This is a genomic window from Mariniflexile sp. HNIBRBA6329, from assembly GCF_043558645.1.
GTDB lineage: Bacteria > Bacteroidota > Bacteroidia > Flavobacteriales > Flavobacteriaceae > Mariniflexile.
Map to the genome: position 1 here is coordinate 39,020 of NZ_JBIFXS010000017.1, position 13,482 is coordinate 52,501.

The 13,482-nt window shown below is 34.6% G+C and carries 12 protein-coding genes; 8 read left to right on the forward strand and 4 right to left on the reverse strand.

Annotated features, from left to right (window positions below; translation table 11 throughout):
• The first annotated feature begins 37 nt into the window (after window positions 1-37).
• From ACGK9U_RS14505 to ACGK9U_RS14520, 4 genes are all read left to right on the forward strand, one after another.
• Window positions 38-1,948 carry a PQQ-binding-like beta-propeller repeat protein gene (locus tag ACGK9U_RS14505; protein ID WP_394467187.1) on the forward strand — a complete coding sequence of 637 codons (1,911 nt, stop codon included), beginning with the start codon at window positions 38-40 and terminating at the stop codon, window positions 1,946-1,948.
• A gap of 543 nt (window positions 1,949-2,491) precedes the next feature.
• On the forward strand, window positions 2,492-4,582 hold the full coding sequence (locus ACGK9U_RS14510) for a tetratricopeptide repeat protein (protein ID WP_394467189.1): 2,091 nt from the start codon (window positions 2,492-2,494) through the stop codon (window positions 4,580-4,582).
• Between the two features lie 16 nt (window positions 4,583-4,598).
• Window positions 4,599-5,249: a response regulator gene (locus ACGK9U_RS14515; protein WP_394467191.1), complete on the forward strand. Its 651-nt coding sequence runs from the start codon at window positions 4,599-4,601 to the stop codon at window positions 5,247-5,249.
• A 176-nt stretch (window positions 5,250-5,425) separates the two neighbouring features.
• On the forward strand, window positions 5,426-6,178 hold the full coding sequence (locus tag ACGK9U_RS14520) for an enoyl-CoA hydratase/isomerase family protein (RefSeq protein WP_394467193.1): 753 nt from the start codon (window positions 5,426-5,428) through the stop codon (window positions 6,176-6,178).
• Window position 6,179: 1 nt separating this feature from the next.
• Here the strand turns inward: ACGK9U_RS14520 and ACGK9U_RS14525 are convergent, their stop codons facing one another.
• From ACGK9U_RS14525 to ACGK9U_RS14535, 3 genes are all read right to left on the reverse strand, one after another.
• On the reverse strand, window positions 6,180-7,949 hold the full coding sequence (locus ACGK9U_RS14525) for an aromatic amino acid hydroxylase (RefSeq protein ID WP_394467195.1): 1,770 nt from the start codon (window positions 7,947-7,949) through the stop codon (window positions 6,180-6,182).
• A 170-nt stretch (window positions 7,950-8,119) separates the two neighbouring features.
• Complete coding sequence (locus ACGK9U_RS14530; protein ID WP_394467196.1) at window positions 8,120-8,689, reverse strand: DUF4136 domain-containing protein; 570 nt, start codon at window positions 8,687-8,689, stop codon at window positions 8,120-8,122.
• Window positions 8,690-8,783: 94 nt separating this feature from the next.
• Window positions 8,784-8,945, reverse strand: coding sequence for a DUF5522 domain-containing protein (locus ACGK9U_RS14535; protein ID WP_394467198.1), 162 nt, complete (start codon window positions 8,943-8,945; stop codon window positions 8,784-8,786).
• Window positions 8,946-8,994: 49 nt separating this feature from the next.
• Here ACGK9U_RS14535 and ACGK9U_RS14540 point away from each other — a divergent pair, with 49 nt between their 5' ends.
• Genes ACGK9U_RS14540 through hemL form a run of 4 tightly spaced genes read left to right on the forward strand, consistent with a single transcriptional unit; the run spans window position 8,995 to window position 12,558 of the window.
• A complete protein-coding gene (locus ACGK9U_RS14540) occupies window positions 8,995-9,333 on the forward strand; it encodes a hypothetical protein (RefSeq protein ID WP_394467200.1) in 339 nt (112 codons plus the stop codon).
• Window positions 9,323-10,234: a 1-aminocyclopropane-1-carboxylate deaminase/D-cysteine desulfhydrase gene (locus ACGK9U_RS14545; protein ID WP_394467201.1), complete on the forward strand. Its 912-nt coding sequence runs from the start codon at window positions 9,323-9,325 to the stop codon at window positions 10,232-10,234. Before ACGK9U_RS14540 ends, ACGK9U_RS14545 begins: the two co-directional genes overlap by 11 nt.
• A 4-nt stretch (window positions 10,235-10,238) precedes the next feature.
• A complete protein-coding gene (locus ACGK9U_RS14550) occupies window positions 10,239-11,264 on the forward strand; it encodes a glucosaminidase domain-containing protein (RefSeq protein ID WP_394467203.1) in 1,026 nt (341 codons plus the stop codon).
• A gap of 7 nt (window positions 11,265-11,271) precedes the next feature.
• Complete coding sequence (gene hemL / locus ACGK9U_RS14555; protein ID WP_394467205.1) at window positions 11,272-12,558, forward strand: glutamate-1-semialdehyde 2,1-aminomutase; 1,287 nt, start codon at window positions 11,272-11,274, stop codon at window positions 12,556-12,558.
• Between the two features lie 75 nt (window positions 12,559-12,633).
• On the opposite strand, the gene ACGK9U_RS14560 is transcribed toward hemL, so the two are convergent.
• Window positions 12,634-13,113, reverse strand: a complete 480-nt coding sequence (locus ACGK9U_RS14560) for a hypothetical protein (RefSeq protein WP_394467207.1) — start codon at window positions 13,111-13,113, stop codon at window positions 12,634-12,636.
• Between the last annotated feature and the right edge of the window lie 369 nt (window positions 13,114-13,482).

Genomic DNA, 13,482 nt, shown 5'->3' on the forward strand with positions numbered 1-13,482 from the left:
GATGCTCTAAATTGTATAACCAAAAACAAAATCAACAATGAGAAAATTAAACCAATTTGTATTACTGTTAGTAGGGATTCTAATGGTAAACGTAACAACCGCCCAAAAAGCAGAAACTCCAGAAAACACCTATGATTTAGGAGCCAATATTAATGAAATGACGCTAACCGTAGGAGGGATATTAGTGGCAGCAACCAACGACGGATTAGTAGGTATAGACCCTAAACAAAGTACCCCAATATTCACTTTTAATAACTTTGGAAAATTAAAACCAGAAGAAACAGATTTTATTCCTGCTTCACCATACATTGTGGTATCTCAAGGTGCCGATTCTAAATTTGCAGGACTTGCAAAAACAAAAAGAGCGGTTATAAACTACATTACTGGAAAGGTTATTTTTAATTCTGAAACCGATAATTGGAATCAAATTTATACTTGTAATGTGGTGCTTCCACAAAATAAATTAATTGTTAGTGGCATTCAAAAAGAGGGTGATAAGTTTGAAAAAATGACGCCTAAAGTTGCTGTTTACGATTTAAGTACACAAAAACTAGATTATAGTTTCTTTTTAGATAAACCAGGTAGAGTAGGTATCGCAAAAGATTTTAGTGTAACCGGCGTGCCATTATTATTGAAAGATTTTTTAATCATTCCAACAGCACAAGGGTTAATTGCCAAAAAACATAATGGTGATGATTTATGGGAATGCAAAATTAAGGGCATCAATTGGATGGTTTCTGATATAACTGAAAAAGAAATATATGGTTTTGAAACTACAACAAATGGAAAAAACACTCGTATCCATAAAATAGGAAGTAACGGAGCAGAACTTTGGAAAGATGATAGAAAAGTACAAGGAAACGTTTCTAATTTTCAAATATTGCCACAAGGTATAGCAGTCGTGAGCGATAAAAGTTCAGGAGGAAGTACTAGTGTGTTTGCTACAAGCGATGAGTCTGAAATTGCTTTCTTAAGTGCTTCAACAGGTGAAGATTTATGGGAGAAAGCTCCAAAAACAAAAGGCTATGTGCAGCATTTTTATGTTCAAGATGATGGTATTTTGTTCGGTATTCAACAAGGAGGTATCAACAAAATTTCATTTGACGGAAAAACGTTGTTTAAAAAACCATTAAAAACCGGCGAGAATATTATGGTTATGGCAGAATCGCCACAAGGTTTAATCTATATCACTAGTGAAGATGCCAACATTGTAGATTTAAAAACCGGTGATCAAGTATGGAATAAGCCGTTAAAGTATAAAAATTCAGCAGCAGTTGCTTCAACTTTTGATAGCGCGAAAAATAGGTATTTAATTGCTGCAGACGGAGAGATCTTTGCCATTGATGCTAATTCTGGAGATGTAACCGATTTTGCAAAAGTTAAGTTTGATGAAAAAGAAGTTGCAAATACCATGCAAATGCGAAATGGCAACATCTTTTTAAGTTCTTCACAAAACCTAGCGTTATTGGGAAGTGACGGAAATGAAATCTACCAAGGGTATTTCAAATCGCCATCACAAAGTGGTTTTGTAAAAGTGCTTTCAGGAGCCTTGGCAGTAGCGTCAACAGGTTTGGCTATGGCACATGCAGCTAAAGCAGGTATGAACAGAACCAATAGCTATGGAAGCGCTAACGATTTAAGTAATTATAATGATTACGGTAAAGAAAATAAACGTGCTGCCGATATGTTTGCATCTATTGGAGACGCTGCTTTTGATGTCATGTCAAAACGCTTTAAAGCGACCGCAGCAACTGAAAATGCTCAATTTATTTTAACAAAATTAGATGCCGGTGTGGGATTGGTTAAAGTGAATAAAGATACAGGTAAAGTTGATAAAGAAATTGTGCTTAAAGATAAAAAACCAGAATACCAAGTAGATGAGATTGCAGGTGTGTTATATTACAAAGCTAGTGATAAAACAATATACGCTTACAATCTTCAAAAATAAATCTTGTTGTTGAGATTTGTTCGATTAGGCGTAATAAATAACATTATTGCGCTTAATCTTTTTTAATAACGTTTTATCGAAAAATTAGTTGAGGTTCAAGTTATTAGGTTAAATTTAATATGCTATTAATCAGTTCATACCAAAAAACATCAACTGGGGCAATCTTTAACAAAATTGTCCCAGCAGGTGTTTTTTTTATGGGCTTACTTAAAGCTTCTTTTTTAAGGTTGGAATCATCGTTATTCTTCAATTATGGATTTTAATTATTTGTTTATATTGGGTATATTCATGCCTGTTTTTGTTTTGTTGGTATTTGTTGTTAAAACAATATACGATATAGAGCATTTAAAAAAAGCAAAGAATAGGGACTATTTAATTCTATATGAAAGGTTACTTCAGGAAAAGGGCAAACTAGAAAAAAATAGAGAAAAGTTGTTGTTGGTTGAGGGTTTACACAAAACACTTTTTAATCGTCTTTTTAAAATAACAAGAGATATTATTTTAATGCAAAAGTTTATATTTGAAACACACATCAAGTAGTTTATGAAGAAATTAATACTCTCAATATTTCTTATAATTAATAGTTTTTATAGTTTTTGCCAAAGTTCGCAAAACAAAATAGACAGCTTAAAAACAATTTATACAACAAGCAAAAATTCTAAGAAAAAAGCCGAAGCTTTAAATAATTTAATAGATCAGTATTTTGATAGAAACAAAGATTCTGCTGAGGTTTATATTTTAAAAACTTTGAAATTTACCGAAAACAAGAAAGATTTAGAGCAAATACATATTCACAGTTTACTAAAATATGCCCAATTATTTATAGTTAAAGGCGATTATGAAACTTCCACTTCATATTACAAAAAATCTTGGGAAAAGCTTAAAAACAAATACGACTATTTTCTATACAATAAGTATTATGGTGATTTAGGGGTTTTGAATTTTTATAAAGGCGATTTTAAAGCAGCCTTAACCAATTTTGATAAAGCACTTCAATTGGCTAAAAAGGAAAAAAATGAAGAAGACCAATTACGCTATTTAAACAACAAAGCATTGGCAATGTCTTACTTAGGTGAAGCAGAGTCCTCTTTGGATGTTCATGAAGAAGCCATAAAACTTGCCGAAAAATTAAACGATTCTACCGCCTTGGGTAAATCGTTCAATAACATAGGTTTGATTTACGAGGGCATGAAAGAATACGAAAAAGCCTTGGAGTTTTATTTGCAGTCCTTAAAAATTAAGCAAAATAGTACCAGTAAAATAGATATAGCCAATAGTTTGTACAACGTTGCGGGTATGTACAAAGAAATAGGTGAAAAGAATAATGATACGCTGTATTATGCTAAGGCAGAAAAGCATTATCGATTGGCCGAAGAAAAAGCCAAAGAGGTTAATTACGGAAAAGTAATCCTATTTTCAAAAGCAGGTATGGCACAATTGGCAACTGTTAGAAATCAACCTCAAAAAGCTATTGAAATTTATAAATCGGTCTTGGATGAAGCCGAAAAAGCAAACGATAGCCAAACACTTAGGGGGACCTACCTTAATTTGGGTGTGAATTATTCAAAAATAAATAAACTTGTTGATGCTGAAAATTATTTCTTAAAAGCATTGCCGTTAATAATTAAAGCTGAAAACCCATCGGATATTGCTAGTATATACAAAAACCTTGCGGCTCTTTACAGTAAAAAACACGATTATGAGAAGGCTTACAGTTATTTAAACAAACAATATGAGGTAGAACAGGAACTCTCAAAAAACTCATTGAAAGATAAAATATCGGAGTTTGAGATTAAATACGAAACCGAAAAAAAGGAAAAAGAAATCTTGTCGCAACGGGCAAACATTGCAGAAAAGGAGCTTCATCTCAATCAAAAAAATACACAAATTATTGGCTTAGGAATTTTGGCTTGCGTTGTTGCAGTTTTGGGCTATTTGCTTTACAATCAGCAAAAATTAAAAAATCAGCAACTTAAAAAAGAAAGTGAGTTGAAAGAGGCTTTGATTAAAATTGAAAGTCAAAATAAATTGCAAGAACAGCGTCTTACAATTTCTAGGGATTTACACGATAATATTGGGGCTCAACTCACCTTCATTATTTCGTCTATCGATAATTTGCAATACGGATTTAAAATTACCAACGAGAAGCTAACTAATAAACTTTCAAGCATAAGCACTTTCACAAAAGAAACTATTTATGAGTTGCGCGATACTATTTGGGCCATGAATAAAAGCGAAATTTCTTTTGAAGACTTACAGATTAGAATTTCCAATTTTGTAGATAAAGCCAATAGCGTTTCAAAAGACACCACGTTTGAATTTGATTTGGACCCACAAATAACAAAAGAAACCGTTTTCACGTCCATTCAAGGTATGAATATATACCGCATTATTCAAGAAGCTGTGAATAATGCGTTAAAATATTCCGAAGCTAAAAATATTAAAGTAACGTTTCAAAAACGGGAAAGCAATTTTCAAATTAGTGTAACCGATGATGGAAAAGGTTTTGATTTGAAAACAGTTGAATTGGGTAACGGACTTAACAATATAAAAAAACGAGCCACCGAGATAGGGGCAACTTTAAACATTTCGAGTCAATTAGGAGAAGGCACAACCATTCAGTTAGAAGTATAATTTAATAACACAACCCATGAATATTAAAATAGCCATTGCAGACGATAACACCTTTTTAATAAGCACTGTAAAGGAAAAATTATCTTTTTTTGAAGACTTGAACGTGAAGTTTTCGGCTATAAATGGCTCCGATTTGTTGTGCAAACTTGAAGAAAGCCACAACCTCGATTTAATTTTAATGGATATTGAAATGCCCGTTTTAAACGGTATTGAAACCACCGAAATAGTCAAGCAAAAATACCCTCACATTAAAATAATTATGCTCACGGTTTTTGATAACGACGAAAACATATTTAATGCCATAAAAGCAGGAGCCGATGGTTATTTGTTGAAAGAAATAAATGCTAAAGATTTACATGATGGCATCACAGAAACCTTAAACGGTGGTGCTGCCATGTATCCTTCAATAGCATTAAAAACACTGAAACTATTAAGGAATCCTATAGATTTTAACTTTAAAGACGTTCAAGAAGATATTAAACTTTCGGAAAGAGAAATACAGGTTTTAGAGCAGTTAAGCAAAGGTTTGAGCTATAATGTTATTGCTGAAAATCTTATTTTGTCACCTGGCACTATTAGAAAACATATAGAAAACATCTACAAAAAACTACAGGTACACAACAAACTGGAAGCGGTAGAGAAAGCAAAAAAGAATAATTTAATATAACCTATTGGTAACTTTCCGGTAATGCACAAAACACATTTCTGTACTATTTTTGACCTGATTAGAATTAGTTAAATTTACATTAGTTAGGGCTTCTCTGTCGAAGCAAACTAATGTTTTTTTTTGTCTTAGATTTATGTATATTCAACTTTTAAAAAGATGAGTAAAATTGCTGAATAATGACTGAGCCTTACGTAACACTAATCATAAAAAACAATGTTGGATTTATAGAGTTTTTCCATCCAAACAGAAACTCGATGCCTAGTGACGTTTTAATAAAATTAAAGGACACTATTGAAGAAGCTGGCAACAATAAATCCATATTTGTTATCGTATTGCAAAGCGGCGGTGATAGAACTTTTTGCGCAGGTGCAAGTTTTAATGAAGTGATGGCGGTTAGTAATGCCGAAGAAGGTAAAACATTCTTTTCTGGGTTTGCCAATGTTATTAATGCCATGCGTACCTGCCCAAAACTTATTATTGGGCGTGTGCAAGGTAAAACAGTAGGTGGAGGTGTGGGTTTAGCGGCTGCAACCGATTATTGTTTAGCAACCAAATATGCATCAATAAGGTTAAGCGAACTAAGTATTGGTATTGGCCCTTTTGTTATAGAACCTGCAGTAACTAGAAAAATGGGGTTGGCAGCCATGTCTCAAATGGCGATTGATGCTGAAACGTTTTTTTCTTCGGAATGGGCAAAAGAAAAAGGATTGTATGCCGATGTTTTTGAAACTGTAGAACTTTTAGACGGAGCCGTAAAAGAATTGGCAGAAAAACTAAGCACTTACAACCCTGAGGCTTTAAAACAAATGAAAACCGTATTTTGGGAAGGTACCCAACATTGGGATGCACTTTTAACCGAACGTGCCGAAATTAGTGGTGCTTTGGTATTAAGTAAATTCACCAAAAACACGTTGAAACGGTTTAGATAGTTTATAAATTGTCTATTGCCTTTGACGTGTCGGTAATAATCCCCAACCCATCATCAATCAATCGTCCTACTTCGGGTTTGCTTTGTTTTATGGTTTCTAAATGATTTAGAATGGCATCGCAAAGTTTTGTTTCATTGCCAATAAACGCCAATTCATACAACTCTACAGGTAATAGCCAATCGTTAGGAAATTCATCCATTAATTGTTCCAAGACTTTAGTTCTTGAAATGGTTTTATTCTTGCCTTCACGGTAATCACGAACTTGTCCGTAAAGCATTTCTAATTTTAGTTGCTCACTTGTTTTTTTAATGTGAATGGTTTTAGATGAAGGGACATGGGTAATTAAATCGAAACTATTCAAATCGGCAGGTCCTGAAAATGCCGAAACAATATGTTTTCCAACCGCCATATCAAAAATTCCCCATTCTGGTTTAAATAAAACAGTGTTATCACGTTTAACGGTGCAATTTTTAAAACTGATAAGAATTATTTTTCCTTGAAGATTGCGTTTCCCGGTAATGATCTCGCCAGAAACCGTAATGCCACCTTCAAACTCTAGTGTTACGGTTTTTTCTTCGTAAATATGGTAAGCGCTTAAATCGCGCGGACTCATATCTTCAATAGCTAAATTGATGCCTTTTAATTTTCCAACGGGCGATCCAAACCCTTTTCCATGTGTGTTTGTGCCATGTCCAACCAGTTCTTTTTCTCGGTAGGCCAAAGCGGTTTTTCCAGTGGTTTGAAAATAAATAGGGTTTCCGTGGTCTTCAATAACTTTTGTAAAAACACCCGAAATTTGCAAGCCCGTACTCAATTCAATAGTTCCTAAAGCTTTAGATTGTATGAGCTTGTTGATACCTATAAGTCCGCCTTTACGCAACGCCATTGTGTTCGCAAATGCTTCCAGTACCAAACTTAAATGCGCAAAGTCCGGCGTAACAAACAGCTGAGGTTGTGGTTTTGTTATGTCGAAGTTTTTAAAGGTAGCTTCAATATGATACGGTAGTTTTTTTACGGCATCAGTCATGCACCAAGCGCTTTCACCAATAGAGGATAACAAACCGGCGCCATAAATTTTCGGGTTTTCTAAAGTGCCAATCAAACCATATTCCACCGTCCACCAATGTAAATTTCTAATAAGCGCCATTTCACTGGGTTCGCCCATATTGTTTTGAAGGTCTTCTACTTTTTTTTCTACGGAAACGATATCGGCTTCGTTGGAACTGGGGGCTTCTTTGATGATGGATAGATGCCTTACAGCTTCATAAAGTTCATAATCTTTTGCCGATGATATGGCTTTACAGCCTATTTCTCCAAAACGTCGTAAATATTCAGCATATTCGGGGTTGGCAATAATGGGCGCATGACCCGCGCCTTCGTGAATAATATCGGGGGCTGGTGTGTATTCAATATGTTCCAATTGCCTAATATCACTTGCTATTACCAGTACATTATAGGCTTGAAACTCCATGAAAGCATTGGGCGGGATAAATCCATCAACCGCTACGGCTGCCCAACCTATATCTTGCAAAATGCGGTTCATGCCATACATATTCGGGATGCTGTCAATAGAAATACCTGTTTGTTTTAAACCTTCTATGTATGATTCGTGTGCAACGGTTTTTAAAAAATCAACATTTTTTCGCATCACATACCGCCAAACAGCTTGGTCAATTGCCGAATAATCCTCGTAGTTTTGAGGTTTTATAAATTGCAATAAATGTTTTGGTAAACGATTTAAAATAGTATTTGACTCTATAGAACTGTGCATAAAATGTGTTTTAGTAAAAATACAAATTCTATAAGTAAGCCTTTTATAAAGTGATGTTAAATAAAAAAAGCAACTAAATAAATTTTAGTTGCTTTGTTTGGTCGAGCGAAGTCGAAACCTCGTATTTGGTTGCTACTTTTAAGTTCTCGACTGCGCTCGAACGGACAAAATTATTTTTCCATCCCAGGAGGGTATTTTGCCATAATTTCGGCAACAAACTCCTTAATGCGTTCTTCTTTTTTCTCCATGTTTTGGGTTAAGTAGCCTGTACCCATACCTTGCCATACCAATTCTTTTTTGTTGGCATCAATTAAATCAATAAACAAAACGCCTTCTGTTCTAGTGCTTACACTTGGTTGGTTCCAGCCCCAGCCCCAACCAGGTCCGAAGCCACCGCCCCATGGACCCCATCCGCCCCAACCCCAGGCACCGTAGCCCCAAGAGTTGTTGTAAACGTCTACACGTTGGTTGGCTTTAGTGAAAAGGCTAATCAGTAAATCAGGGTCTTCAGATTTTGTGAACCCTTTTGCTAAAAGTTCTGCTTCAATGGCTCGAAGGATTCTGCGTTTATCTAAATCGTTAATTTCAGCTTTATCTATGCCTGTTTTAAAAAAGGCAAAGGTTTTGTATGTTGAAAAATTAGCATTTTTATCATAATCGGTTGCAACCCTAACCGAGCTGCAAGAGGTTACCACAATTAGCAGTGCTAAAAATGGTAAGGTTTTTAGTAGTTTTTTCATAGCTGTTTTGAGATTTATTAGTTTAAAAAATATATTTTTTATGTAATAAAATGTATCAATAATCGTACCAACTAACTTCAGAAATAAAGCTTTGTTATTTTCTGCTATGTGCTTTTTTATCAAAACCATATGGGCAATGTCTACAACCACTTTCACAACAATACCCACGTTTTAATAAGTATTGTTCGGTAAAACAACGGTAGCCTTCGGGGGTTAGGTAGTAGTCGCCTTCTTCAATGGGGGTTATTTTTTTCATGTATAACAAAGATAATGTATTTTGGATTGATTTTTGAAAGCGATATATCATGATTTTTATTTCAAAGTTTCTAGTGCCCAAAGGATATTTAGGTTTGACAATTTTTCCTTTTATGTTTTTAAAAAGGAAGGAATTAAAGCAGGATGTTGTTTTAATTAACCATGAAAATATTCATTTAAAACAGCAGTTGGAGTTGTTGGTCGTTCCCTTTTTTGTAGTTTATATTTTGGAGTTTTTAGTAAGATTGCTTCAATATAAAAAATGGCATTTAGCTTATAGAAATATTTCTTTTGAACGCGAAGCTTATGCCAACGAAAACCAATTGGATTACTTAAAACAACGAAAATTTTGGAGTTTTTTAAAGTATCTTCGCATTCATGAATTTTAACTTAGAAAATAGCGTTAATCAACACATTCATATCATCAATAATAAAGATGTTAAGTTGTATATAAAACGTGAAGATGCCATTCATCCGTTTGTTTCGGGTAACAAATACCGAAAACTAAAATATAATCTTCTTGAAGCTGAAGAATTAGGCTTCAATACCTTGCTTACTTTTGGTGGTGCTTTTTCAAACCATATTGCTGCGGTAGCTTCTGCAGGACAACTTATGGGTTTTAAAACGGTTGGTATTATTCGGGGCGATGAGTTAGAAGATGCTGTAAATGAGAATGCAACCTTGCATTTTGCACAACAATGCGGCATGCAGTTTAAGTTTGTTTCTAGAGAAGTTTACAGAGAAAAAGCATCTGAATCTTTTATTGAAAATTTAAAAGCGGAATTTGGTGAATTTTATTTAATTCCCGAAGGAGGAACAAATGACCTAGCAATTAAAGGCTGTGAAGAAATTTTAACACCTGAAGATCATGAGTTCGACTATATATGTTGTGCTGTTGGAACCGGTGGAACCATATCCGGACTTATAAATTGTTCAAAACCTAGTCAACAAGTTTTAGGATTTCCTGCCTTAAAAGGAAGCTTTTTACAACAAGATATTAGTAAATTTGCACTGAAAACCAATTGGGAGCTTAAAACCGATTACCATTTTGGAGGTTATGCAAAAATAAACACAGAATTGGTAGCGTTTATAAATCAGTTTAAAAGGCAACACCATATTCCATTAGATCCGGTTTATACGGGGAAAATGATGTTTGGAATTTTTGATTTAATTGAAAAAGGCTATTTCCCAAAAGGAACAAAAATATTAGCTATTCATACAGGCGGTTTGCAGGGGATAGAAGGAATGAATGCGGTTTTGCAAAAGAAAAATTTACCATTAATTATGTAATTTAATGAAGAAAATAGTAGTTTTTTGCTTGTTGGCAAGTTTTATGTTTAGTTGCGGTTCTAAAAAAGCCGTTACAAAAAAGAAATCTTCAAGTAGAACAAAAACAGAACAAGTAGTTATTAGGAAAGAACCTAGAGTTAATTCTGGTTCAAAAGAAAATCAAGAAGAAGTTGTAAATGGTGTTGAGGTTAAAATCACATCAACGGATGAATATATTGCCCTTTTTAGAGGTATTGCTCAAGAAGAAATGCGTTTGTATGGCATACCAGCCAGTATTACTTTGGCTCAAGGGATTTTGGAATCGAATTCTGGAAAAGGAAGACTTGCAGTTGAAGCCAATAACCATTTTGGTATTAAGTGCCATGATTGGACAGGAGATAAAATTTACCATGATGATGATGCATCCCAAGAATGTTTCAGAAAATATAATGATTCCAAATATTCATACAGAGACCATTCGTTGTTTTTAACTCAGCGTTCCCGTTACGCGGCTCTTTTCAAACTTAAAAAAGAAGATTACAAAGGTTGGGCAAGAGAACTTAGAAATGCAGGGTATGCTACCGATAGAAAATATCCTGAGAAATTAATAAGTTTGATAGAAAGGTACCGTTTGAATAAATATGATGAAGAGGTTTTAGGAGATGTTTATGTGAAGTATGAAGATGAAATAGGCGATTTCTCTATATATTATGTTGAAAGGGGCGATACGATGTACTCCATTTCTAAAAAATTCAATATTTCAGTAGAAGAACTCAAAGCTGTGAATAATTTATCAACAACATCACTTAGTGTTGGCCAAAAATTAAAGATAGATAAGAATTTAAAAGAAACGGTTGCAGTTACATCAAAACCAAAAGCTTCAGTACAGACAGTAACACCCAATCGGTATCACATCGTTGGAAAAGGAGAAACTTTGTATTCCATATCAAAACGATATGATATGACTGTTTCCGAACTTCAAAAAATGAATGGTTTAAAGGATAATGCCTTAAATATAGGGCAACAACTTCAAGTAAGACCAGCAAATTAAAATACAAATGAATTATACAAGAAGTAGTGCTTTATTTGCACAAGCCGAAAAGGTGATTCCTGGAGGTGTAAATTCACCAGTTAGAGCATTTAAAGGTGTTGGCGGTACACCCATTTTTGTAAAAGAAGCCAAAGGTGCTTATTTATATGATGAAGACGGTAACCGTTTGATTGATTATATAAATTCCTGGGGGCCTATGATTTTGGGTCACGCCTACCAACCTGTGGTAGATGCGGTTGTTGAGAAAGCAAAAAAAGGAACATCATTTGGAATGCCTACCGAAATTGAAACACAAATTGCTGAATTAGCGGTTTCCATGGTGCCAAATATTGATAAAATCCGTTTTGTGAATTCGGGTACCGAAGCATGTATGAGCGCGGTACGTTTGGCAAGAGGTTTTACAAAAAAAGATAAAATTATAAAGTTTGCCGGTTGCTATCATGGGCATAGCGACTCGTTTTTAATACAAGCGGGTAGTGGTGCCAGTACATTTGGAACGCCTAACAGCCCTGGGGTAACGCAAGGTACCGCCAAAGATACTTTGTTGGCAGCTTACAACGATATTGAAAATGTAAAGCAATTAGTAGAAGCGAACAAAAACGAAATTGCTTGTATTATTATCGAGCCTGTTGCTGGAAATATGGGTTGTGTGCCTCCGCAAAACGATTTTTTAAATAAATTAAGAACACTTTGTACAGCGGAAAATATCTTGTTGATTTTTGATGAGGTGATGACGGGTTTCCGATTGGCTAAAGGTGGCGCTCAAGAATTGTTCAATATAAATGCAGATATTGTTTGCTTTGGAAAAGTAATTGGTGGCGGTTTACCCGTGGGTGCTTTTGCGGCTAGGAATGACATCATGAATGAGTTGGCTCCTTTAGGACCGGTGTATCAAGCAGGAACTTTAAGTGGGAATCCGTTGGCTATGGCAGCAGGTTTAGCTATGTTAACGGAATTGAATAATGATGCTGAGGTGTTTAATCGTTTAGCTGAAAAAACCGAATATTTACATAAAGGAATTTCTAAAGTTTTAAACGATAACCATATTGTACATACTATAAACAGAGTTGGTTCTATGATTTCGGTGCATTTTGATGCATCACCCGTTGTAGATTTTGCAACTGCAGCAAAAGGAAACAATGACACTTTTAAAAAGTTTTTCCATGGGTTGCTTATCGAAGGTGTTTATATTGCGCCAAGTGCTTTTGAAACGTGGTTTATTACCGATGCTTTGTCTTATGAAGATTTGGATTTTACCATTAATGCTGTAAACAAGGTTGCAAAAACATTATAAAAAAGAAAGCGCATTTCTTAAATTAAAGAAATGCGCTTAACCAACTAAACTAACTAAATTAATCAAACTAAACCATTATTGTTTTTTTAAATCATCACCTCTTTTTTTGCCATCATGTTTTTTCATGCCCATAGCCCTATGGTGCATTTTTCCTTGAACTTTTTCCCATTTTTCAAATTGCTCTTTGTTTAAAACGGATTTCATTTTAGCTTTTGTTGCAATTTGATGGTCTAACTTAGCATTTTCCATGGCTAAACGTTGTTCTTTAGATGGTTTATCCATGTTGCCGCTTTCTTTTTTCGCTTTAAAAGTTGCCATCATTTCTTTGCGTTTTTTGGCATTTTCAAGATTCATGGCATAAATTTCTTTTTGTTGTGATGCATTCAAATCTAAATTCAAGGTCATTTTTTTTGTTTGAAGATTTGCAGCTTCCTCAGGAGTAAGGTCGCTCATTCTATGTGTTCTATCTCCGCGGTTTGGACGTTCTTTTCTTTCTTGTTGAGCAAAACCTTGAACAGATATTAAGGCTAATGCAATGATTATAAGTCTTTTCATTTTTATAATTTTTTAATGTTATTCGCTATTAGGACTTTTAGAACTTAAAAAGGTTTAAAGTGCTTGCCTGTTTTAACAAGAAGTTAACTTTAGAAGGATATCCCTCGTGGGCATTGGAAACGCCTTACCGAGCAGGAATTTGATAAATTGAAGAATGCTTTAGTTTTTTAGAGTTGTAAACTTGAAAAGAAACTTTTTGCTTTAAAAGTGGATTCCTGCATTCGCAGGAATGACAAAACTATTTATGCCATTCGTAAAAAATGAGTGGTACCGTGACTTAGACTAGTTGGATTTTTTTATTTCAGTCTAAAAAACCACCGTCTTTGACGGTGGTCATGTTTTAAAGGCTTCGCCATTTTTTAGGTTTAC